Here is a 20939-nt window from a genome sequence, read left to right as displayed (position 1 = left end):
CGGCGGGGAAGGCAAAAGGGAAATCAAACCGGCGCGGTGATTCGCGGTCCAAGCATGCCTACTCCCCCGATCGCCGCGCCATCGGCCGAAAGGGCGAGCAGGCGGCGCGCTTCATAAGGGCCGGGACATGTCCAGCCGCCAGTGGCTGCGGCGGAAAAGCCCCAGAAGCGGCCATAATATTCCGGATCGCCGATCATCATCAGCGGCTCGCTATGATGGGCGCGGGCTGCATTGACGACCGCGTCCATCAATGCACGGCCATGGCCGGCCCGCTGAAGTGCCGGTGACACGGCGACGGGACCCACCATGATGAGGGGCGTCTGCGTTCCGTCGGCATGGGTGAGGGCGACCGGCCAGCTTTGCAGCGATCCTACCAGTTCCCCATGTTCGTCCATCATGCCGAAGGAAAGCTCCGGCACCCACGGCATGCCTTGCCGGATCAGATAGGCGGTGCGGCCGTGCCGGTCGGGGCCGAAGGCTGCGTCGAGCAGCCGCTCGATCGCCTCTTCCGCCACGATGTTGAGGGGCACAATATGAGACACGTCTTGCCGATCCGCCATCAATGGCGCATGGACCGCGCCGGGAGCGGCGGGATTAGCGCCTGCTCCGCAAAATTAAAGTCTATTCTGGCCATCGCCAGCAGCAGGAAAGCCATGAACAGCGGATTTGACGATTTTCTGACGCTGGAGGTCAATCATCTGGACGTCGATGTCCTGACGGGCATCTATTCGGAAGAAACGCATTTGCCGCAGCCGCTGCGCATATCCATCCGCGCACGGTTGAAGGTCGCCGATCATTATGAGCTGGATACGCCGCTATCCCGCTCGAAAAATTACATGGACCTGAAGCATGCGGCCACGGCTGCGTTGCCGGAGGGGCAGCATTTCACGCTGATCGAAGCGGTAGCCGATCATATTATCGACACCATTTTTCTTAAGGATGACAAGGTGTTGCAGGTCGAAGTTAAGATCATAAAACTAGCGCTGAGCGAGAAGGGCGAAGAAATCGGCATCACCTTGGGCCGGTGGCGCAAATAGGCTGGCAGGCGCTCAGCCTTTCACCAGTCCGATCTCGCGCAGCCGCTCGACCAGATAGTCGTGCGCGGTGATGGGCGGATCGCGGCGGGGGTGGTCGGCATCGACGCATTGCAGCAGCGGATCGATCAGGAAATCCGGGCGCAGGTGCAGGAAGAAGGGCATGGAATAGCGAGCCATGCCGCGCCTTTCCGGGGGAGGATTGACGACGCGGTGGCTGGTTGATCGCAGGCGGTGGTTGGTCAGCCGCTGGAGCATGTCGCCGACGTTGATCGCCAGCGCGCCGGGCGGGGGTATGACGGGCAGCCAGTTGCCTTGTCGGTCCTGGATTTCAAGCCCGCCTTCTTCTGCGCCGAGCAGCAGGGTAATAAGGTTGATGTCCTCATGCGGGGCAGCACGAATGCCCGGAGCTTCTGCCGAAACAGGTGGATAGTGCAGCAGGCGCAGGATCGAATTGCCGTCTTCGATAGCATCATCGAACCAGCGTTCCGGCAGCCCGAGATCAAGGGCGATGGCAGCCAGCAGTTCAGCGCCGATACGATCGAACTCATCATAGAGACGGATGAAAAGCTCTTGGAAATATGGAATTTCCTTCGGCCATATGTTGGCGGGCATGGTGGCGGTCAGCCGATGTGTGCCGGGCAGATCGCGGCCGACATGCCAGAATTCCTTCAGGTCATTTTCGCTCGCGCCCTTGGCGATTTCTCGTCCGAACGCCGTGTAGCCCCGCTGGCCGCCATTGCCGCTGGCGTCATAGCGGCGCTTCACATCATCTGGCAGAGAGAAGAAGGCGCGGGCGATCCGCCAGCCATCCTCGATCAGGGCGGCGTCCATGCCGTGGTCCTTCACCATGGCAAAGCCGAACTCCCGAAACGAATCGCCGAGCGCCGCCGCAAAATCCTGCTTCGTCATGGCTGTCATCGACAGCAGCGGGACCTGGTCCAGGGTTGCGTGCGGCAAGTTTCGACTTTCCCTTCGAATGACGGTCCGATCCTTGATCGTCCCCTTCGGCTGAGGCAAGGAGGCGGTCATGAACTACTGGCTCATGAAATCTGAACCCGATGTCTTTTCCTATGACGACCTGGTCGAGAAAGGAAAGGCCGAGTGGGATGGCGTGCGCAACCATGCGGCGCAGCTGAACATGAAGGCGATGCGCAAGGGCGATCTTTCGATCTTTTACCACAGTAATATCGGCGTGGAAGCGGTCGGCATCATGAAGATCGTCGAGGAAGCGGCTCCCGACAGTACCGATGACAGCGGCAAGTGGATCGCCGTACATGTCGCGCCGGAGCGGAAGCTCAACAAGCCCGTGACGTTGAAGACGATGAAGGCCGACCCGGCGCTGGCCGATATGGTAATGCTACGCCAATCGCGTCTGTCGGTTGCTCCCCTCACCGAAGCTCAGTTCCGTCACATCCTTTCCCTGTCCGAGGCGTGAAGTCCCGCCGGTTGCGTCAACCGCAACTGGTGATCCGTTTTTTGCGATTGCAGGGCTGTGGCTTGCGCATAGGCTGGCGGCCAACAGAACAAGAAGATGCAGAGGTGTTTGATCGGCATTCACAAGGAGAAAACCTATGCGAATGCTGTCGAAATTCATTCTTACCGGTGCAGTTGCCACCATCGCTGCCGCTCTGGCACCCGCTCAAGCTGAAGAAGCCAAGCAGCGCTTCACCCACGAAGGCTACACCTATGTGTATGAGGTGAAGGATACCAAGACCGGGCAGCAGATTTCCGGCCGCCGCTATCCCGATGCCGTGGCGTTCAACCTGGCGGTTCGCAAGGGCAAGGTGTCTGGCGTGTCCGGCGGCCAGCCGGTTGCCTTCAAGGTTGAAGAAGCCCGCGGCGCCGCTTCAAAATAAGCGCCCATCCTTACCATATATGAAAAGGGCGGCTCCCGGTCGGGGAACCGCCTTTTGCTGTGCATTAGTAGATTAGCGGCAGCGGCGCTTGCTGTCGATTTCCTTGCCCAGCAGCGCGCCACCGGCAGCGCCCAGGATCGTGCCGGTCGCACGATCGCCACGGGTATCGATAGCGCGGCCGAGCAGGGCGCCGCCCACGCCGCCGACGATCAGGCCAGTCGTGCCGTTCGACTTGCGGCAATACATGCGTCCGTCACGGCCACGCCATTCGCGATAGCGATAACCGTCGCGGGCGCTGGCGCCATCCGTGGGGATAGCCATGGACACGGGGATGGCCATCGAAAGGGCCGACAGGGCGATAATGGCTTTGCGCATAATTCTCCTCCGAAACAATGATTTGCTGTTGAACCCGCTGATAGTGGACGAGGTTGCATGAACCTGCGGCAACAAGCTAAATAGTTGAAAACGATACGAAATTTTTTTCGGATAAATGTGGCTGGTTGAGCGCGATGCGGCGATCGGGAGCCATAAATTGGCTGGATAGTGGAGTTCAGCGCCTGCGTGTCTGGTCCGATGCTCTTATTAAGGGCGTTTACCCGACGACTTTCACGAAAAATGCGACGGGTGCCGCGCATGTGAAAAATTTGCCATCTACAGACATGTTAAAGCCAATCGACGGCGCGCGCCGGGCTCGCTAAGGGGAGTCGCGATGACATGTTCCCGGTCAACTATCGCCCATGCATGACAAGTCCAAACGTGGCCGGGCCATCACCATGCCCCGAAGCGAATTTCGCGCGCGGGCGACGGAGTATCTCGATTTCCTCGCGGCCTGGGTTAAGAAGCCGCGCCAGACCGCCTCGGTGGTGCCGAGCAGCCGCTACCTCGCGCGGTTGATGGTGGCCCATATCGATCCGTCGGATGGCCGGGTGATGGAGCTGGGCGGCGGCACCGGCGTGTTCACCCGCGCGATCCTGCAAACGGGCCTGGCGCCTGAAAAGCTTGAAGTGGTGGAGATCAATCCGGCCTTTGCGCGCGGCCTGCGGCGGCACTTTCCTCATGTGTCGGTGCTGGAAACGCCCGCCCAGATCGTCTCGACGGCGGCGGCCGGTGAACCGGGCCAATATCAGACGGTGGTTAGCGGCTTGCCCTTGCTGGCGATGGACCGGCACATGCACGCTGATATTTTGTCCGAAGCGTTCCGCATGCTGCGCCCGGGCGGCAATTTCATCCAGTTCACCTATTCGACACGCCCGCCTGTCAGCCGCGACGTGCTGCACGCGCTGGACCTTGAAGTCGCGCGCGTGGGACAGACCGTGCGCAACTTTCCGCCCGCCACCGTCTTCCGCTTTCACCGCCGCGGCGAATAGTCCGGTTGCGCACAGGCCGTGCGACCTTATCTAGGCGTGCAGATAAAGAGGGGCATTCGCGCGCATGGCGTCCATCATTACCGTGTCCGGGCTGAAGAAAAGCTACGCTTCAGGATATCAGGCACTCAAGGGCATCGATCTGGAAATTGAGGAGGGCGAGATATTCGCCCTGCTGGGCCCCAATGGCGCGGGCAAGACGACGATGATCTCCATCATCTGCGGGAATGTGCGGCCAAGCGGCGGCAGCGTGACGGTCGCCGGGCATGACATCGTGCGCAGCTATCGCGGGTCGCGCTCAGCCATCGGGTTGGTGCCGCAGGAACTGCACACCGATGCGTTCGAGCGGGTGATCGACACCGTGCGCTTTTCCCGTGGGCTGTTCGGCAAGCCGCGCGACGACGCCTATATCGAGAAGGTGCTGCGCGACCTGTCCTTGTGGGACAAGCGCAACAACAAGATGCTTGAATTGTCCGGTGGCATGAAACGGCGCGTGATGATCGCCAAGGCGCTCAGCCATGAGCCGCGCGTGCTGTTCCTGGATGAGCCGACGGCTGGCGTCGATGTCGAACTGCGCCGCGACATGTGGAAGCTGATCGGTGAATTGCGGCAAACCGGCGTCACCATCATTCTCACGACCCACTATATCGAGGAAGCCGAGGAAATGGCCGACCGGGTGGGCGTGATCAACAAGGGCGAGCTGATCCTGGTCGAAGAGAAGACAGCGCTGATGAAGAAGCTGGGGAAGAAGAGCCTGACGGTGACGCTGGCCCAGCCGCTGACGCAGATCCCGCCGGAACTTGGCGAATGGGATTTGGCGCTCAAGTCCGATGGAAGCGAGATCGAATATGTGTTCGATACGCGGGCAGAGCGGACTGGCGTATCGTCGCTGCTGCGCAGGCTTGGCGACCTTGGCATTGGCTACAAGGATCTCAACACGCAGCAGAGCAGCCTGGAAGATATCTTCGTCAGCCTGGTCCATCAGGAGAAGGCGGCATGAGCGGGTTCAACTATCGGGCCATCTGGTCGATCTACAAGTTCGAGTTGCACAGGTTCAGCCGTACCCTGCTGACCGGCTTGCTGGTGCCGGTGATTACCACATCGCTCTATTTCGTCGTGTTCGGCGGGGCGATCGGATCGCGGATGACGCAGATCGACGGCATCGACTATGCCGCGTTCATCGTGCCTGGTCTGATAATGATGTCGATGTTCACCGAGAGCATCTTCAATGCGAGCTTCGGTATCTACATGCCGAAATTCGCGGGCACCATCTATGAGTTGCTTTCCGCGCCCGTGTCGGCCACCGAGACCGTCATCGCCTATGTAGGCGCGGCGGCCACCAAGTCATTGAGCGTCGGAACGATCATCTTCGTGACGGCCCATCTGTTTGTCGACGTCCATGTCGAACATCCTGTCGCCATGGCGGCGTTCATGGTGCTGATCGCGGTCAGTTTCTGCCTGTTCGGATTTATCCTGGGCATCTGGGCGCAAAGCTTCGAGCAGTTGCAGGTCATTCCGATGCTGCTGATCATGCCGATGACGTTCCTGGGCGGCGCCTTCTACTCGGTCCATATGCTGGCCGAGCCCTGGCGTACGATCACCTTGTTCAACCCGATCGTCTATCTGGTGTCAGGCTTCCGCTGGACCTTTTTCGGTCGGGGCGATGTTGGGATCGAGTTCAGCCTGCTCTTCATCGCTGCGATGCTGGCAGTGTGTCTGACCGCCATCGGATGGGTTTTCCGGACAGGTTACCGGCTGAAGAAATGACCGGAGCGGCGCCGCGTGGCCGCTCCTTAAATTGTCAGGCGGCTGCGCTTTCAGGCGCGACGGCGAACAGGGTCACGCCCTTATATTTGTCGTCATCCTCATTGTAGAGGCCGTACATGGCCTCGAACGTCTCATCGAGGATGGATACGTCGTTGAGGCCCGCGAGCTTGAACGTTCCGAGCTTCAATTCGCGCGGTGGGCCGCCTTCACGCTCGACGGTGACAGCGTCGATGAACATCTCATCATGGCGCGTGTAGAGGATGTGGGGCGCCAGCTTGACGACCATCTTGTTATAGGTCGCCTTGAGGCATTTCTGGAGCGCGATGGCTTCGAAAATGGTCGTCGGGGCAGTCATGAATGTCGTCATTACCGATTCGCAGGCTGTCTTCAATTGCTTTGTGCGCCGCAGCATGCTCCTAAAGTGCATCCGGGCGCTTTTCAGGGTGAGCCGACGAGGCCCAGCCGGTAGCGCATCATCCATCGCGCGAGCAGCAGCACCGCTACCACTCCAAGGCCGCTCGCCAGCCCGAACCAGATGCCCAGGCCCTTCATGCCGAGCGGGAAGGCAAGGATGGTCCCCACGCCGACGCCGATGATCCAATAGCCGACGAGCGCAAAGATCATGGGCACTTTGGTGTCGTGCAGGCCGCGCAAGACGCCTGCGGCGACCGCCTGGGTGGCGTCGACCAGCTGGAACAGCGCAGCGACCGCGAGGAAGCTCACTGCAAGCGCTGCGGTCTGGTTGTTGGCAGGATCGGTCAGGTCGAGAAATGCGCCGATCAGCAGGCGGGGAACGGTGATGAGCAGGATGGCGGCACCCAGTGCAAAGCCGAAGCCGAGAAGAAGCGCGAGCCACCCCGCGCGTCCGATCGCTGCTGAATCGCCGCGCCCGTGGGCAAGGCCGACGCGCACGGTCGCTGCCTGCCCGATGCCCATCGGCACCATGAACAGCAGCGCGGCGATCTGGATGGCGACGGCATGGGCGGCGAGGGAAGCCTGACCGATGAGGCCCATGAGCAATGCCGAGGCGTTGAACACGGTGGTTTCAAACCCCACGGTGATGGCGATCGGCAGGCCTAAGGCCCAGACGGCACGATGCCGCTCGCGGTCGCGGGTCCAGAAGCGGCCCATCACCCGATAACGACGAAAGCGGCGGTCGATCAGTATGACGCCAAGCAGGCTGAGGAACAGAAAGCAGGAGGAAAGGGTGCTGGCTAGTCCCGCGCCCAGCAGCCCAAGCGCCGGCAAACCGAAATTGCCGAAGATGAGCGCCCATCCAGCCAGGACGTTGAAGGGGATGGCGAGCAGCATGATGACAACGGCCCAGATCGGCCGTTCCAGCGCGGATATGAAATTGCGCAACGTCGTGAAGGCCAGGAACGGGAGCAGGGCCCATTGCAGGCCGCGCATCATCAGGCCTGCCTGATGGGCGAGGTCCGGCTGCTGGCCCATGGCGAGCAGGATGGCCTCGCTCTGCCAGAGGAGGAGCCAGGCGGGGAGGACAAAGAAAAAGGCGGCCCGCAGGGTTTGCTGAACCGTGCGGCGAACATCGCGAACGGAATGGCGGCGGCGGCCTCGCTCGTTGGCGATGAGCGGCGCGGCGGCTGTGACAAGGCCCATGCCGAAGATGAGCAGGGCATGGAAGAGGTTGATGGCGAGCGCGCCCGCCGCCACACCCTTTGCGCCCAGGCGGCCGATCAGCAGAAGGTCGGTTGCGGCAATTCCTGCCCACGCTACGTTACCCGCGATCATAGGTAGGGCAAGCGCGAGCAGGGCGCTTGCTTCGACGCGCCAAGGGGACGGAGTTTGGAGCATTTCCATCTTCAGTTCGCCTTGTTCGGCAGGCTTCGCGCCGTTCGCCCAACGGCTCCAATTCTTGAGAAGGGCTTCGACAGGCTCAGCCCGAACGGAGGTAAGGTTTACCTGGCAGGCAACCAAGCTTCGAATGCAGTCGCGTGCTTAATGTCTTTTGAACAAGTGCAGTACCGCGACGATGATTCCCCCGATTACCAGGCCGACGATGGCCCCGCCGATTGCGTTCACGGTCCAATCGAGGAAGGGGCCGATCGCAGGCGCGGTCGCTGCCACGCTCTCGGCAGCGTGGTGGATGGCGCCGGGGATCAAGTCCCAGTGAAATTCATGCAGGCCATGGACGATCAGGCCGCCGCCGACCCACAGCATGGCCGCGGTGCCCACCACCGAGAGGATCTTCATCAGGACGGGCATGGCATGGACCAGCCCGCGTCCCACGGCGCGCGCCACCGATGAAGAACGTTCGGCCAGGTGCAGGCCGATGTCGTCCATCTTCACGATGAAGCCGACGACCCCATAGACGCCTGCCGTAATGAGGACCGCGACTACGACCAGAATCAGTGCCTGTTCCCAGAGCGGTTCCGCGGCAACGGTGCCGAGCGCGATCGCCATGATCTCACCGGACAAGATGAAGTCGGTGCGGATGGCGCCGGACACCTTCTGATCCTCTAATTCCTGCGAACTGTGCGTGGCCAGCGCTTCCTCCGCCACGTCATGGCCGCCTTGCACCGCTTCCAGCAGCTTTTCGACCGCTTCGAAGCAGAGGAATGCGCCGCCCAGCATCAGCAGCGGCGGGAGAAGCCACGGCGCAAAGGCACTCATCAGCAGCGCGGCGGGCAACAGGAAAAGCAGCTTGTTGCGCAGCGAACCGCGCGCGATCTTCCAGATGATGGGCAGTTCGCGATCGGGCGTCAGGCCAACGACATAGCGCGGGGTCACTGCCGCGTCATCGATCACGACACCCGCCGCCTTTGACCCGGCCTTGCCCGCGGCGGCGGCAACATCGTCCAGCGAGGTGGCTGTAAGCTTGGCTATTCCCGCTACATCGTCGAGCAGCGCGATGAGACCCGAAGGCATTGGCTAGATTTCCCCTGTTTCAGGCCCCAGGCAGAAGCGCGAGCCGTTACCGCCCAGGCTCATAGAGACGGGGCGGGGCAGGGGCAATGACCCGCACGTCAGGATCGATCAGCTGACGCCTCAATAGTTGCCCGGCGGATCGCTTGCGGGGAAGGACTCATCGACCTGCTCATCGACCATGTCCCAGTCGCTGGCGTCGATATGCTGTTCCTCGGGCCCTGCATCCCTGACGATCCCCGACGATCCGACGGGGCCGCGGTCATCCGCGGGCGCTGGAGCGTGCCGGTCCTGCCAGGCGCGCCATGCCACGGCGCTAAGCCCGCCGATGAATGCGAGCTTCAACAACCCCTTCATGATGATTTCTCCTGCCTGTCATGCACATGATACCAGTCGGCACGGTCGCGGGTCACTTCGTGCGGGTGAAGCGAAAATTCGCCTTCTTCGTCGGTGCCGGGTTCGGCATGGTCGCCGCCGGGATGCGTCGCGACGACCCATCGCTCCCGCAGTGCTGCGTTGATCATGGCGCGCCATTGCGCCTGATCGCCGGCCTCCCGCATGGCAGGATCAGGATCCTTCATGATGGCAAGGATGCTGGCGGCGTCGGCGACCCGTGCGTGCCACTGATCCGGATCGTCAACGGCGAGGTGACGGGCGAGCCGTTCGATAAGGGTGCGCTCTTCCATGGCCGGGGAACGCGTGCTGCTTGCCTTCCGTTCCGCCGAACTCATGCGGCAGTGAACGGGATCGGCTGGCGATCGTTGGTGTAGCAGGAGAAGATGCTGACAGGAGGTCAATCATGCCGCGTGGCGACAAGAGCAGCTATACCGACAAGCAGAAGCGCAAGGCCGAACATATTGAGGAAGGCTATGAGGAGCGCGGCGTCTCGCGCAAGGAGGCCGAACGGCGCGCCTGGGCGACGGTGAACAAGGAGTCGGGCGGCGGCAACAAGTCGGGGTCAGGACGCGGGAAGCCCGACACGCATGAGTCTTCGCGCAAGGGTGGCCGGAAAGGTGGTGCGGCGTCAACGCGGCGGTCTGCCGCTGATCGGTCCGCTGCGGCGAAGAAGGGATGGGAAACGCGGCGGAAGAGGGCGGCGAGCTGAGCCCCCGGCTCTTACTTCCCCGTCGATGCGCCGCCCTTGGGGTTCAGGCGGATCTCGAACAGCTTGGGCCAATATTTGCCGGTGACGAAAATGCGGTCGCGTTTCTGGTCATAGGCGATGCCGTTGGGCACGCCCTCACTATCCGTGACGCCGCTTTCGCGCATCAATGGGGCGATATTGATCCAGTCGATGACCTTGCCGGTTGCAGGGTCAATGCGGGCAATGCGTGTGTCGTACCAGATGTTCGCCCACAGCTCTCCCTTTACATATTCCAGCTCGTTCAGGCGATCGACCGGGCGGCCGTTGTAGGTCACGGTGATGCGGCGGGCTTCGCGCAGCGTGTCGGGGTCGAGGAAGCGCAGCTGCGATGTGCCGTCGCTCATGATGAGGTTGCGGCCATCCTGGGTCAGGCCCCAGCCTTCACCTTCATAGCGGAACTGCGACAGCGGCTTGAAGCCGTTGAGCTTCCAGACGAAACCTTGGCGATGACGCCAGGTGAGGCTGATCAGCCGATCCTTCCAGTTGACGATCCCCTCGCCGAAATATTGCGGAGCGAGGGTGCGGCTTTCGAGCACCTTGCCGTCTTCGAGCGAGACCTTGCGGATGTCGGACCGGCCCTCAAGGCCGGTGCTCTCGTAAAGCATGCCGTCATGAAAGAAGAGCCCTTCGGTGAAGGCTTTCGGGTCATGGGGGTAGGCCTTGACCAGCGTCCAGGGGGTGTCGGCCCATGCGGGGGCGGCAATGCTGAGGGCCCCGAGCAGGGCGAGCAGTAGGCCCTTCATCCGGCGGCATGCTCCGCGATTGCGGCAGCGAGCCATGGGGGCAGCGTTGCTGGATCGATATCTTCGACCCGGCGCAGTTCGATCGACAGGCCAAGGTCGGGAAGGGCGGCGCGCTGGCGCTTCTCGTCGGCTTGCGTCAAGGGCACAGCGACGAGGCGGCGGTTCACCTTGCTGCGATAATGCATGCGGGCCGTGTTTTCCTGACCGACATAGCAACCCTTGTCGAAGTCCACGCCGTTTAGCTCGCCCGCATTGGTCTCCAGCCATAGTGTCTGGTCCTGGCCGAGTTCGCCCGCCCCTTCGAAGATGCCGAGCGACAGGCGGTGCGCGCGGAAGGCGGCAGCGGCGTCGCCGGGTGCTGGCGGAGCGAGCCAGCGATGGCCGAGGGCGGCGAGGCGGGGATCGGCGGGCTTGCCGGGGGCTTCAAGCGACCAATGAACCGCCAGCATCTCCTCCCGTTCAATCACCACCTTGCGGCGGAGGCGGTAGAGTGTGAGCCGCTTGGCCAGCGCTTCGGCTTGCGCCGCCTCGCAATCGATCAGCACATCGTCGCCATCCGACCAGAGGATGAAGTCGTAGAGCGCCTTGCCTTGCGGCGTGAGCAGGCCCGTCCAGCGCGGTTCGCCTGCCCTGAGCGTCAGGACGTCGCGGGTGAGGAGGCCCTGAAGGAAGGGCCGCGCCTCTTCGCCTGAAATTCTGATGAGTGCGCGGTCGGTTAGGGTGGTGCCGGTCATCGGCTTTAGGTAGGACAGACGCCGATCATATCCAAGCGGCGAGCAATCATGTCCCAGAATTTCGACCTGATCCTGAAGAACGGCACCGTCCACACGCCTGGAGGCGCTGAACAGACCGATGTCGGCGTCCGCGGCGGCAAGGTCGTGGCGATCGGATCGTCGCTGGGCGATGCGGGCGAGGTCATCGACTGTACGGGGCTGGACGTGCTGCCCGGCTGCATCGACAGCCAGGTGCATTTCCGCGAGCCGGGCCTTGAGCATAAGGAAGATCTTGAATCCGGAAGCCGCGCCGCCGTGCTGGGCGGTATCACGGCCGTGTTCGAGATGCCGAACACAAACCCGAATACGGACAGTGCCGAGCGCGTCCATGACAAGCTGGCCCGCGCCCATCACCGCATGTGGTGCGACCATGCCTTCTATGTCGGCGCGACGGCGGACAATGCCGAAGCGCTGAAGGAACTGGAGCGTATTCCCGGCACGGCGGGCGTGAAGATCTTCATGGGCGCATCGACAGGCAGCCTGCTGGTGGACGATGACGCGGCGCTCTCCCGCGTGTTGGCGAGCGGCACGCGGCGCGTTGCCGTCCATGCCGAGGACGAAGCGCGGATGAACGCTCGCAAGGATTTGCGGGTGGAGGGAGATCCATCCTCTCACCCCATCTGGCGCGACGATGAAAGCGCGATGATCGCCACGAAGCGCATCATCGGCCTTGCCCGGCAGGCGCGGCGGCGAATCCATATCCTGCACGTTACAACTCCGGCGGAACTGGAATATATTGCGGGACACAAGGATATCGCGACCTGCGAAGTGACGCCGCAGCATCTGACGCTGGCCGCCGAGGATGCCTATCCCCGGCTTGGCACCTATGCGCAGATGAACCCGCCGATCCGGTCGGCGGCGCATCGCGATGGACTCTGGCACTGGCTCAATCAGGGCGTGCCCGATGTGCTGGGCAGCGACCATGCCCCGCATACGGTGGAGGAGAAGGCCAAGGCCTATCCGGCGTCGCCCAGCGGGATGCCCGGCGTCCAGACGCTGGTGCCGTTGCTGCTCAACCATGTAGCGGGAGGGCGTTTGTCGCTGCGCCGGTTCATCGAACTGACATCATCCGGGCCGCAGCGCGTGTTCGGCCTTGTCGGCAAGGGCCGGATCGCGCTCGGTTATGATGCGGACTTCACTGTCGTTGACCTCAAGAAGCGGTGGACGGTCGGCAGCGACTGGCTGGCGTCGCGCTGCAACTGGTCACCGTTCGAGGGGATGGAACTGACCGGCAAGGCGGTGGGCACCATCGTGCGCGGCAACAGGGTCATGTGGGAAGATGCACTTGCCAATGAGGCCGTGGGTGAGGCGGTGCGCTTCGAAGCGACCGAGTTCGCCTGACGCCTTAAGCCTTACGCCGCCGCAAGCCTGTTCTTGCGCGCGGCGGCGAGGCTGTCGGTCGCGAACAGGACAAGCCCGATCCAGATGAAGGCGAAGCTGATCATCTGGCCCTGCGTCAACTTCTCGCCATAGAGCAGCACGCCACACAGGAATTGCAGCGTCGGCGCGATATATTGGATCAGGCCCAGCACCGTTAGCGGCAGGCGCTGTGCCGCCATGGCGAACAGGATCAGCGGAATGGTGGTCAACCCGCCCGAGAGGATGAGCAGGCTGATTATATAGCCATCCTGTCCAAAGCTCAGGGCGCCATGCCCCCACAGCCATAGCAGCGAGGCAAGGGCGAGGGGAGCGAGCAGCAGCGTTTCCGCGCCCAATCCGACCATGGGTGCTACCGGCGTCAATTTGCGGATGAGGCCATAGAGTGCGAAGCTGACTGCGAGGCCCACGCTGATCCACAAGGTGGTGAAGGCGGCGGCTGCCATGATCGCCACGCCGACGGCTGCGATCGCGATAGCGATGGCCTGCCCCCGCCGCAGCCTTTCCTTCAACACCAGCACGCCGAGCGCGACGTTGACCAGCGGATTGAGGAAGTAGCCGAGGCTGGCGGCGATGACATGGCCATCATTCACCGCCCACACATAGACCAGCCAGTTGACCGCAATGAAGGCCGCCGAGGCCATGAGAGGCAGGACGATCCGCCTCTCGCGCAACGCCGCCGCCAGCTGCCCAAGGCTGCGCCGTGCGGCAAGTACGCCAAGGATCAGCGCCAGCGACCAGAGGACGCGCTGCGATACGACCTCCACAGCATTGACGCTGTGGAGCAGCTTGAAGAAGATGGGCAGCAGGCCCCAGACGCCATAGGCGCCGAGCGCGGCGAACAGTCCGGCCCTGACCTGCTGATCATGCGGATTCAGAAAATGCCTCCGCCCAGGAACAGTCGGAATGCGCCGATCGCCGCAACGATCAGGCACAGGTTGCGGCCGCTGTTGCGCGTGGATAAGATGCCGATCAGGGCGCCGAACAGGGCGATCGGCACCAAAAGCCAGTTGGCGATCCCCAAAAGCGGCAGGAATGCCGGGATCATCAGCAGGAAGGCGAAGAGGCCGATAAGGACCGAGAGGACGTTCAGCATCGCCTTGAAATGGACCTTGTAGCCGCTTGGCGCAAGATGGCGGCGGATGCCATTCGCGTCTGAATGGCATGGGAATATTTAGCGATTTACCACAATCCCTAACGAAAAATTAACTCCTGACATTCACCCCTTGTTTACGAAGGAGTGAAGTCATGCCGCCTTTCCGTTCAGTTTATGCCGCTGCCCTATTGCTCGCGCTGCCGCTCGCGGCCTGTGGGAAAGGGGACAAGGACGCTGATCTGAACGCGCTTGACGCTCAGCTGACCAACAATGCCATCGATCCGGGCCTTCAGGAGGCATTGGATGGGAAGATCAGGGTTGATCCCAAATATGCCGATCAGTCCGGGCAGCCCGCCAGCGCGAATGCGCCGAAACTGAGCGGCGAGGCGGCTAAGGCGTTTGCCGAATCGGTGAAGCTCGCGGGCGGCAAGCTGCTCGCGACGCCTGCTGCTGTGGAAGGTCCCGGGAAGGAAAACCCCGCCATGCTCGCTGCGATGGCGAAGGATCAGGATAAGCCCGGCGGCAACATCTTCTGCCGCAAGCAACTGGCCTACGGCATGCAATGGGCAAGCCGCATGCCCGATCCTTTCGGCGTCTATCCCGGCGCTCAGTTGAAGGAAGCTGCGGGCGCGGACAAGAATGGCTGTACGCTCCGGGCTGCGACTTTCGTCACGCCAGTGCCGCGCCAGAACGTCATGGACTATTATTACACCCAGGCGCGCCGTTCCGGCTTCGACGCAGAATATCGGATCATGGGTGGTGATCATGTGCTGGGCGGCACGCGCAAGGATGATGGCGCAGCCTACCTCATGATCTTCACCGCAGCGCCTGGCGGACGCACGAACGTCGATATAATCGCCGACAAGGGGCAGTAAGCGCGCAGAAAGGCACGCGCTGCCATTTTCTTTACCGCGATTTGCCTCTAGGGCGGGCGGGATGAACAATATCCTCCTAGTCATGGGCGGCGGCGCGGTGGGCGCGCTGGCGCGCTATCAGCTGGGCCGCTTTGCCGGTCACATGCTGCCGGGTGCGCAATGGCCCTGGGGAACCTTCGCCGCGAATGTGCTCGGTGGCTTTGCCATGGGACTGCTCGCCGGATGGCTGGCGCGGTTCGGCAGCGCTTCGGGCGAGGCCCTGCGCCTGTTGCTGGCCGTTGGTCTGCTTGGCGGCTTCACCACCTTTTCTTCCTTCAGCCTCGAAACCGTGCTGATGATCGAGCGCGGGCAGTTGGTCATGGCCATGAGCTATGCCGTCCTGTCGGTCATCGCGGCCGTCGGCGCGCTGGTCCTGGGCCTTGGCATGATGCGGAGCGTGGCATGAAGGGACGTCCTCCCGGCAAGCCTTCCGGTCCGTCGCGCGGGGGCAAGCCCGGTGGCGGCGCGCCCGGTCGCGCCCGTGGTGGTGCAAAGGCGGCGCGCGCCCGCAAGCCGGATGGGCCCAAGTCACCGGCGAAGCCTGCTTCCAAGCCCGCTGCCGCCAAAACCGCTGCGCCAAAGACCGCGACGCCCAAGACTGGAGCGCCCAAGGGCATTTCGCTGGACGTGCGTCAATTCCGTGTTGGGGCGGATGACGACGGCATTCGGCTGGATCGCTGGTTCCAGCGCCACCTGCCCGACATCGGCTTCAACAGCGTCTCGCGGTGGGCACGCACCGGCCAGTTGCGGGTCGATGGCGCACGCGCTGCGCCGGGCGACCGCGTGACCGAAGGCCAGCTGATCCGCGTTCCCCCCGCCGAGCCTAAAGCTGCCGAGACGGCCAAGCCCCGCCGGGTGAGGCCGGAGCTTAGCGAAGACCAGATCAGCTTCGCGCAGAATATGGTGATCCATCGCGACGCGCAGGCGATCGTCATCAACAAGCCGCCGGGCCTCGCGACGCAGGGCGGCACCAAGACCGATGACCATGTCGACGGCTTGCTCGACGCTCTGGAGTTCGAACTGGACCAGCGCCCGAAGCTTGTACACCGGCTGGACAAGGATACGTCCGGCGCGCTGCTGATCGCCCGCACGGCCCGGTCAGCCGCCTATTTCGCGAAGGCCTTTTCCAGCCGCACCGCGCGCAAGGTCTATTGGGCGATCGTCATGGGCGTGCCGTCGATCGAGGACGGCATGATCGAACTGCCGATCGCCAAGCAGCCGGGCACGGGTGGCGAGAAGATGCATGTTGATGAGGAGGAGGGCTTGCCCGCCCGCTCGCGTTATCGCGTCATCGAACGCGCGGGCAACCGCGCCGCCTGGGTAGAGCTGCAACCCCATACCGGCCGCACGCATCAGTTGCGTGTGCATATGGCGGCAATCGGCCATCCGATCGTTGGCGATGGCAAATATGGCGGCAAGGAAGCCTTTCTGTCGGGCACGATCAGCCGGAAGATGCATCTGCACGCGCGCCGCATTCGGGTTGATCATCCCGATGGCGGCCGGGTCGACGTGCGCGCCGAACTACCCGAGCATTTCGCGACGAGCCTCGTCTCGCTCGGCTTCGACATCAACGCAGGCGACCTGCCGCTGGACGAGGAAATCGCGCGCGCGCCCACCCGCGAGGATGAGAAGAAGGCCGCGCGCGCTCACGCCAAGCAGCTGCGAAAGGGGCGGCGGGGCGAGCGGCGGTCCAGAGGGGCGGGCGGGCCGCGCAAGAAATGAGCAATCGCCTGGCCGTCTTCGATTGCGACGGCACTCTGGTCGACAGCCAGCACAGCATTTGCACGGCAATGACGCTGGCGTTCGAGGGCGAGAAGCTGGCGGTGCCTGACCGCACAACCATATTGTCCGTGGTCGGGCTGTCGCTACCTCTGGCGATCGCGCGCCTGCTGCCCGAAGCGGAGGCGGACTTTCACGACCATCTTTCGGAAAGCTATAAGCGCGCCTTTCAACAGATGCGCCGGGACAACGCCGTGTCGGAACCGCTCTATCCCGGCATCGCGGAGTTGATCCGGCAACTGAATGCGGATGGATGGCTGCTGGGGGTGGCGACGGGTAAGTCCGATCGCGGGCTGAACCTCTGCCTGTCGCATCATGGCATTCATGCGCATTTCGTGACGTTGCAGACCGCTGATCGGCATCCGTCGAAACCGCATCCTTCCATGTTGCTGACTGCGATGGCGGATGCAGGGGCGATTCCGGAGACGACGGTGATGATCGGCGACACCAGCTATGACATCGACATGGCGCTTAATTCTGGCACAAGGGCACTGGGCGTTGGCTGGGGCTATCATCCGCCCGCTGACCTGATCGCGGCAGGCGCCCATGGCGTGGCGATGGACAGCGACGAACTCAATGCCCATATCCGCGCAGCATGACCGACTTTCCTCCTCCGCCTCCAGTCGATCCTGAAAAGGTCGCGCGCCAGCGTCACTTTGCGCTCGGCATATTCCGCCTCTCGGGCGCCTTGCTCGTGATGTTCGGCTTCCTGATCCTGATGGAGCGTTTCAGCTGGGTTCAAGGCGGCAAGGCGAAGGCGATGGGCATGATCTTCGTGCTGGTCGGCCTGTTTCAGTTCGTCATCGTGCCGCGCCTGCTGCTGAGCCTGTTCCGGAGACCGCCGCAATGAAACGCTTTTATAAGGATGTCGCGGTGATTTCCGGCGGCGCCGGGCATGAGGTCCAGCTTGATCGCCGCCCGGTGCGCACGCCTGCGCGCGCTGCCCTGGCATTGCCGACGGCGCGGCTGGCGGAGGCTGTGGCGGATGAATGGCGGCGGCAGGGTGATACCGTCGATCCGCGTTCCATGCCTTTTACCGGGCTCGCCAACGGTGCGATCGATCAGATCGCGCCCCATCGCGAAAGCTTCGCGGCGGGTATAGCCAATTACGGGACCAGCGACCTCCTCTGCTACCGCGCCGAAGGACCGGCGGAACTGGTTTCGCGGGAAGCGGCGGCCTGGGACCCGCTGCTGGACTGGGCGCGGCAGCGTTATGACGTCACTTTCCGGGTGACGCAGGGGATTATTCCCGTCGATCAGCCGCCAGAGACTCTGGAGCGGCTGGACGCAGCGGTGAAAGCCTATGATCCCTTCACGCTGGCAGGCTTGTCGACTTTGGTGACGCTGTCGGGATCGCTGGTCTGCGGTCTGGCGATTGTCGAAGGCGGGCATGACGCCAACGCGATCTGGACCGCTTCGGAAATCGACGAGGCTTGGGAAGTCGAACAATGGGGCGAGGACGCCGAAGCTGCCGCCCGGGCGGCACGGCGGAGAGAAGAGTTCGCCATGGCGCAGCGATTCTGCGAGTTGGTGGCGCAATAGGTTTAGAGCTGGATCACCCTAAACCGACACAACCTCTACCCCCGTTCGCCCGAGCGGTCGCATGGCTAGGATTAAGCACATTTTGCTTGAGAAGGGCGGTAATGGCGCTGGGCGGGTACGCCCGACCTCAAGCCCCCATGGCGGTAAGCTTGTTCGCGTAGATCATGCGACCCGGCCCGAGCAGGCCCAGCAACTGCGGCAGCATATGCCGGGCAACGGCAAAACAGCCTTCGCTCCGGCCGATCTTGCCCCATGTCGCGATATGGTCTTCGCTCACATAATCTGCGCCGTGGATCACGATCGCCCGCATTTCGGCATTGTTGTTTTGCGCGTCCAGACCCGCGAGCCGCATGGCCCGGCCATGCTGCCCCTCGTAAATCTGGCCAGTCTTGTACGCGCCCGCCGAACTGGCGAGCGAATTCGGTTCGTTGGAAAATGTTTGCAGCCAACCCGAATGACCCGGATCAGATCCCCGGCCATGAGACACAAGGTAGGAACTGGCGTGCCCTCCCAGCAAATCGACGATGTGGAAGCGCAACTCGCGCGAGGGGGCGTTGAAGTCGGCCAGCGCGATACGGTCGCGCAGTTCGAACATATGCGCATGCTCGTCCAGTGCCGCTTTCGCCCGATCGAGCAGCCGCGCATAGGGCTGCCGCGTCAACGGCGTTACCGGGTGAGGCGTAACGGGTGGCGGCACAGGCGCGGCGGGCTGTAGGTTGGCCGTCAAAGCCGCGCGACCCGCGCTATCTGCTAGAAAAGAAAAGGCAAGTCCGCTCAAAGCGGCCTTCGTAAAACTGCGGCGATCCATGAATCGCAATATAGCAAAGCTCCGCGCCCGCTTAAAGGGCGGGGCGAAGACAGGCCGCCGCCACTCGTCCGAAGGTGGCCATCCTTCGGCTCAATCGGTCGAGTTGCTCGCCTCGGACGACTGGTCCAACCGTGCGGTCATGCCGGTCGCTTCAGCGTCATCCTGGATTTGCTGCTGCTCGGAAATGCTTGGCGGCGGCGCAGGTTCCGGCGCGGCCACGGCATTATTGGCTGGCGGCAGCGGCGCTTCCGGTTCCTCGATGATCACATTTTCAACCGGGGGTTCGACCATGTTGTTGGTCGCGGGCGCCTGCTCTTCCTTCTTCCCGCAAGCGGACAGGGCGAGCGCGCCAGCAAGGGCGGCGAGGGCAATCTTGCGCATGGGGTCTTAGTCCTTCGATGCGATGGTTGGCGCAGGTGCGGCGGTGGGATCAAGGCGGCGGCTGGATGCTTCGATCTTCCGGGCGAGAAGCTTGTCCCAGCCATAGGGATCGGACCGGAAATTCATGGTGCCGTTACCGCTGGCAAAGGCGGTCCAGTAAAGCAGATAGACCGCCACTTCCTTGGGCAACTGCACGCGCTGCGTCTTGCCGGTGTCGATCAGCGACTGGACCTTGCCCGCCAGCTTGGGATCGCTCTGCACCATCAGTTCCGCGAGCGGCACCGGCTTTTCAAGCCGGATGCAGCCATGGCTGGCGAGCCGGTCATAACTGGAGAATTTCGCGCGGGCGGGCGTGTCATGCAGGTAGACTGCGAAGGGATTGTTGAAGTCGAACTTCAACCGGCCAAGCGCGCTGCTGGGACCTGCGGGCTGAACGATCCGCTCCCCGTTTTCCGGAGTGCCCACGATCTTGTAGCCCTGCCGCAGCAACGCCGCGCGCCCCTTTGGCCACAATTCCTTCTTCGCGATGGAAGACGGGACATTCCATGGCGGATTGACGACGATGGAATGGATGCTGGACGTCAGCATCGGCGTCGCATTGTCGGGCGACCCGGTGACGGCGCGCATGGAGGTGACCGGCTGATCGCCTTCGAAGACGGTGAGCACGGCAGCGGCGATGTTCACCTGAACGCGATTGACCGGCAGTTGGCGCGGCATCCAGCGCCAGCGTTCCATGTTCGCCATGATGGCCGCGATACGGTCCTCGACCGGAACATTAAGTTCCTTGAGCGTGCGCGCATCGAGCAGGCCGGTCGGGTTCAACCCATAGCGCCGCTGTGCCCGTTGCAGCACGTCGGTCAGCGCTTCGCCCGGCTGCACGCTCTTGTCCTCGATCGCGAGACGCTTGCGCACCGCGTCGGGCGCGGACTTGGCATTCAGGACAGGCCAGCCGCCCGCATCGCGAATCCGCTCATAGGCGGCAAGCCCACGACGCAGGCCATCATAGCCGGAATAAGGCGGCGTCAGGCCGGACGCCCATTGGGGCAGGCGGTCTTCGACAATGGCGCGTGCGAGCCCGGGGCGCGGATCAAAAGTGGCCGGGCGAAGCGCCCAGATGTCGAGAAAGTCTGCGGTATCCACCCTTCCCGTGCTGAGCGCCTTCGCCCGGTCCAGCACAGCGGACACCAGGGCATCGCCGGAAAGCGATGCCGTCGCCTTGCTGCGGGCCATCAGGCCCTGCTCGGCGCCGCCCTTCAGCCAGTTGTTGAGCCAGGCCTGTTGCGCGGCCGACAGCGGCGGGATGGGGACTGGCGGCGTCACCACAGCGGGCGGTGCGATGACCGGCGGCGCGGACGGTGGCAGCGTCGGCACAACCGCAGGCGGCTGCGCAATCGCTGGCGCGGCGGCGAGGCCGATGAGGGGGCTGAGGCAAAAACGGATCAAATCGGGACGGTTCATGCTGGACCAGATAG

29 protein-coding genes are annotated in these 20939 nt (G+C 63.0%); 14 read left to right on the top strand and 15 right to left on the bottom strand.

The window, feature by feature from the left end; translation table 11 throughout:
* Window positions 1-23 precede the first annotated feature (23 nt).
* Window positions 24-560 (bottom strand): GNAT family N-acetyltransferase, encoded by a 537-nt coding sequence (locus tag NCHOL11_RS08385; protein ID WP_176502203.1) that lies wholly within the window; start codon window positions 558-560, stop codon window positions 24-26.
* A gap of 93 nt (window positions 561-653) precedes the next feature.
* Here NCHOL11_RS08385 and NCHOL11_RS08380 point away from each other — a divergent pair, with 93 nt between their 5' ends.
* Window positions 654-1037, top strand: a complete 384-nt coding sequence (locus NCHOL11_RS08380) for a dihydroneopterin aldolase (RefSeq protein WP_097091907.1) — start codon at window positions 654-656, stop codon at window positions 1035-1037.
* A gap of 12 nt (window positions 1038-1049) precedes the next feature.
* Here NCHOL11_RS08380 and NCHOL11_RS08375 read toward each other — a convergent pair whose 3' ends face one another.
* Window positions 1050-1955 (bottom strand): isopenicillin N synthase family dioxygenase, encoded by a 906-nt coding sequence (locus NCHOL11_RS08375; RefSeq protein ID WP_441339496.1) that lies wholly within the window; start codon window positions 1953-1955, stop codon window positions 1050-1052.
* Window positions 1956-2064: 109 nt separating this feature from the next.
* Here NCHOL11_RS08375 and NCHOL11_RS08370 point away from each other — a divergent pair, with 109 nt between their 5' ends.
* Entirely contained in the window at window positions 2065-2472 is a 408-nt protein-coding gene (locus NCHOL11_RS08370; protein WP_097091906.1) for an EVE domain-containing protein, read from the top strand.
* A 142-nt stretch (window positions 2473-2614) separates the two neighbouring features.
* Window positions 2615-2893 carry a hypothetical protein gene (locus tag NCHOL11_RS08365; RefSeq protein ID WP_097091905.1) on the top strand — a complete coding sequence of 93 codons (279 nt, stop codon included), beginning with the start codon at window positions 2615-2617 and terminating at the stop codon, window positions 2891-2893.
* A gap of 72 nt (window positions 2894-2965) precedes the next feature.
* Here the strand turns inward: NCHOL11_RS08365 and NCHOL11_RS08360 are convergent, their stop codons facing one another.
* Window positions 2966-3268, bottom strand: a complete 303-nt coding sequence (locus tag NCHOL11_RS08360; RefSeq protein ID WP_097091904.1) for a glycine zipper 2TM domain-containing protein — start codon at window positions 3266-3268, stop codon at window positions 2966-2968.
* A 362-nt stretch (window positions 3269-3630) separates the two neighbouring features.
* Here NCHOL11_RS08360 and NCHOL11_RS08355 point away from each other — a divergent pair, with 362 nt between their 5' ends.
* The 3 genes from NCHOL11_RS08355 to NCHOL11_RS08345 all read left to right on the top strand — a co-directional run bounded on the left by NCHOL11_RS08355 (window position 3631) and on the right by NCHOL11_RS08345 (window position 6024).
* Complete coding sequence (locus NCHOL11_RS08355) at window positions 3631-4260, top strand: class I SAM-dependent methyltransferase (protein ID WP_097091903.1); 630 nt, start codon at window positions 3631-3633, stop codon at window positions 4258-4260.
* Between the two features lie 64 nt (window positions 4261-4324).
* Window positions 4325-5257, top strand: coding sequence for an ABC transporter ATP-binding protein (locus NCHOL11_RS08350; protein WP_097091902.1), 933 nt, complete (start codon window positions 4325-4327; stop codon window positions 5255-5257).
* Window positions 5254-6024 carry an ABC transporter permease gene (locus NCHOL11_RS08345; protein WP_097091901.1) on the top strand — a complete coding sequence of 257 codons (771 nt, stop codon included), beginning with the start codon at window positions 5254-5256 and terminating at the stop codon, window positions 6022-6024. The genes NCHOL11_RS08350 and NCHOL11_RS08345 overlap by 4 nt, the downstream gene beginning before the upstream one ends.
* Window positions 6025-6058: 34 nt before the next feature.
* Here the strand turns inward: NCHOL11_RS08345 and NCHOL11_RS08340 are convergent, their stop codons facing one another.
* The 5 genes from NCHOL11_RS08340 to NCHOL11_RS08320 all read right to left on the bottom strand — a co-directional run bounded on the left by NCHOL11_RS08340 (window position 6059) and on the right by NCHOL11_RS08320 (window position 9596).
* Window positions 6059-6379, bottom strand: coding sequence for a hypothetical protein (locus NCHOL11_RS08340; RefSeq protein WP_097092831.1), 321 nt, complete (start codon window positions 6377-6379; stop codon window positions 6059-6061).
* An 83-nt stretch (window positions 6380-6462) separates the two neighbouring features.
* Window positions 6463-7839 carry an MATE family efflux transporter gene (locus NCHOL11_RS08335; RefSeq protein ID WP_097092830.1) on the bottom strand — a complete coding sequence of 459 codons (1377 nt, stop codon included), beginning with the start codon at window positions 7837-7839 and terminating at the stop codon, window positions 6463-6465.
* A gap of 144 nt (window positions 7840-7983) precedes the next feature.
* A complete protein-coding gene (locus NCHOL11_RS08330) occupies window positions 7984-8913 on the bottom strand; it encodes a DUF808 domain-containing protein (RefSeq protein WP_097091900.1) in 930 nt (309 codons plus the stop codon).
* 120 nt (window positions 8914-9033) lie between these two features.
* Window positions 9034-9267 (bottom strand): hypothetical protein, encoded by a 234-nt coding sequence (locus NCHOL11_RS08325; protein WP_097091899.1) that lies wholly within the window; start codon window positions 9265-9267, stop codon window positions 9034-9036.
* Complete coding sequence (locus NCHOL11_RS08320) at window positions 9264-9596, bottom strand: hypothetical protein (RefSeq protein ID WP_097092829.1); 333 nt, start codon at window positions 9594-9596, stop codon at window positions 9264-9266. The genes NCHOL11_RS08325 and NCHOL11_RS08320 overlap by 4 nt, the downstream gene beginning before the upstream one ends.
* Window positions 9597-9709: 113 nt before the next feature.
* Here NCHOL11_RS08320 and NCHOL11_RS08315 point away from each other — a divergent pair, with 113 nt between their 5' ends.
* On the top strand, window positions 9710-10015 hold the full coding sequence (locus NCHOL11_RS08315) for a plasmid stabilization protein (RefSeq protein WP_097091898.1): 306 nt from the start codon (window positions 9710-9712) through the stop codon (window positions 10013-10015).
* An 11-nt stretch (window positions 10016-10026) separates the two neighbouring features.
* Here NCHOL11_RS08315 and NCHOL11_RS08310 read toward each other — a convergent pair whose 3' ends face one another.
* Window positions 10027-10797, bottom strand: a complete 771-nt coding sequence (locus tag NCHOL11_RS08310; RefSeq protein WP_097091897.1) for a glutaminyl-peptide cyclotransferase — start codon at window positions 10795-10797, stop codon at window positions 10027-10029.
* Window positions 10794-11531: a CAF17-like 4Fe-4S cluster assembly/insertion protein YgfZ gene (gene ygfZ / locus NCHOL11_RS08305; RefSeq protein WP_097091896.1), complete on the bottom strand. Its 738-nt coding sequence runs from the start codon at window positions 11529-11531 to the stop codon at window positions 10794-10796. The genes NCHOL11_RS08310 and ygfZ overlap by 4 nt, the downstream gene beginning before the upstream one ends.
* Before the next feature lie 48 nt (window positions 11532-11579).
* Between ygfZ and NCHOL11_RS08300 the strand changes: the two genes are divergently transcribed.
* Window positions 11580-12911 (top strand): dihydroorotase, encoded by a 1332-nt coding sequence (locus NCHOL11_RS08300; protein ID WP_097091895.1) that lies wholly within the window; start codon window positions 11580-11582, stop codon window positions 12909-12911.
* Window positions 12912-12922: 11 nt separating this feature from the next.
* Here the strand turns inward: NCHOL11_RS08300 and rarD are convergent, their stop codons facing one another.
* Together rarD and NCHOL11_RS08290 are read right to left on the bottom strand one after the other, a co-directional pair.
* The gene (gene rarD, locus NCHOL11_RS08295) at window positions 12923-13825 is read right to left on the bottom strand and encodes an EamA family transporter RarD (RefSeq protein ID WP_097092828.1); all 903 of its coding nucleotides are present in this window, start codon (window positions 13823-13825) and stop codon (window positions 12923-12925) included.
* Window positions 13822-14043, bottom strand: a complete 222-nt coding sequence (locus tag NCHOL11_RS08290; RefSeq protein WP_097091894.1) for a hypothetical protein — start codon at window positions 14041-14043, stop codon at window positions 13822-13824. Before NCHOL11_RS08290 ends, rarD begins: the two co-directional genes overlap by 4 nt.
* A 152-nt stretch (window positions 14044-14195) precedes the next feature.
* Here NCHOL11_RS08290 and NCHOL11_RS08285 point away from each other — a divergent pair, with 152 nt between their 5' ends.
* The 6 genes from NCHOL11_RS08285 to NCHOL11_RS08260 all read left to right on the top strand — a co-directional run bounded on the left by NCHOL11_RS08285 (window position 14196) and on the right by NCHOL11_RS08260 (window position 18278).
* On the top strand, window positions 14196-14918 hold the full coding sequence (locus NCHOL11_RS08285) for a hypothetical protein (protein WP_097091893.1): 723 nt from the start codon (window positions 14196-14198) through the stop codon (window positions 14916-14918).
* 61 nt (window positions 14919-14979) lie between these two features.
* On the top strand, window positions 14980-15363 hold the full coding sequence (gene crcB / locus NCHOL11_RS08280) for a fluoride efflux transporter CrcB (RefSeq protein WP_097091892.1): 384 nt from the start codon (window positions 14980-14982) through the stop codon (window positions 15361-15363).
* Entirely contained in the window at window positions 15360-16679 is a 1320-nt protein-coding gene (locus NCHOL11_RS08275; RefSeq protein WP_097091891.1) for an RluA family pseudouridine synthase, read from the top strand. Before crcB ends, NCHOL11_RS08275 begins: the two co-directional genes overlap by 4 nt.
* On the top strand, window positions 16676-17335 hold the full coding sequence (locus tag NCHOL11_RS08270; protein ID WP_097091890.1) for an HAD-IA family hydrolase: 660 nt from the start codon (window positions 16676-16678) through the stop codon (window positions 17333-17335). The genes NCHOL11_RS08275 and NCHOL11_RS08270 overlap by 4 nt, the downstream gene beginning before the upstream one ends.
* Window positions 17332-17586: a hypothetical protein gene (locus NCHOL11_RS08265; protein ID WP_097091889.1), complete on the top strand. Its 255-nt coding sequence runs from the start codon at window positions 17332-17334 to the stop codon at window positions 17584-17586. Before NCHOL11_RS08270 ends, NCHOL11_RS08265 begins: the two co-directional genes overlap by 4 nt.
* The gene (locus tag NCHOL11_RS08260) at window positions 17583-18278 is read left to right on the top strand and encodes an ATP12 family chaperone protein (RefSeq protein WP_097091888.1); all 696 of its coding nucleotides are present in this window, start codon (window positions 17583-17585) and stop codon (window positions 18276-18278) included. The genes NCHOL11_RS08265 and NCHOL11_RS08260 overlap by 4 nt, the downstream gene beginning before the upstream one ends.
* A gap of 127 nt (window positions 18279-18405) precedes the next feature.
* Here NCHOL11_RS08260 and NCHOL11_RS08255 read toward each other — a convergent pair whose 3' ends face one another.
* The 3 genes from NCHOL11_RS08255 to NCHOL11_RS08245 form a co-directional block, all read right to left on the bottom strand.
* Window positions 18406-19086: a murein L,D-transpeptidase catalytic domain-containing protein gene (locus tag NCHOL11_RS08255; protein ID WP_097091887.1), complete on the bottom strand. Its 681-nt coding sequence runs from the start codon at window positions 19084-19086 to the stop codon at window positions 18406-18408.
* Window positions 19087-19176: 90 nt separating this feature from the next.
* Window positions 19177-19467: a hypothetical protein gene (locus tag NCHOL11_RS08250; RefSeq protein WP_097091886.1), complete on the bottom strand. Its 291-nt coding sequence runs from the start codon at window positions 19465-19467 to the stop codon at window positions 19177-19179.
* A 6-nt stretch (window positions 19468-19473) separates the two neighbouring features.
* Window positions 19474-20925 (bottom strand): L,D-transpeptidase family protein, encoded by a 1452-nt coding sequence (locus NCHOL11_RS08245; protein ID WP_097091885.1) that lies wholly within the window; start codon window positions 20923-20925, stop codon window positions 19474-19476.
* Window positions 20926-20939 lie beyond the last annotated feature (14 nt).

The sequence above is a fragment of the Novosphingobium sp. Chol11 genome (assembly GCF_900218065.1).
GTDB classification, from domain to species: Bacteria; Pseudomonadota; Alphaproteobacteria; order Sphingomonadales; family Sphingomonadaceae; genus Sphingobium; species Sphingobium agri.
Note: the sequence above shows the minus strand (reverse complement) of the source record. Positions and strands in the feature narration are given on the sequence as shown.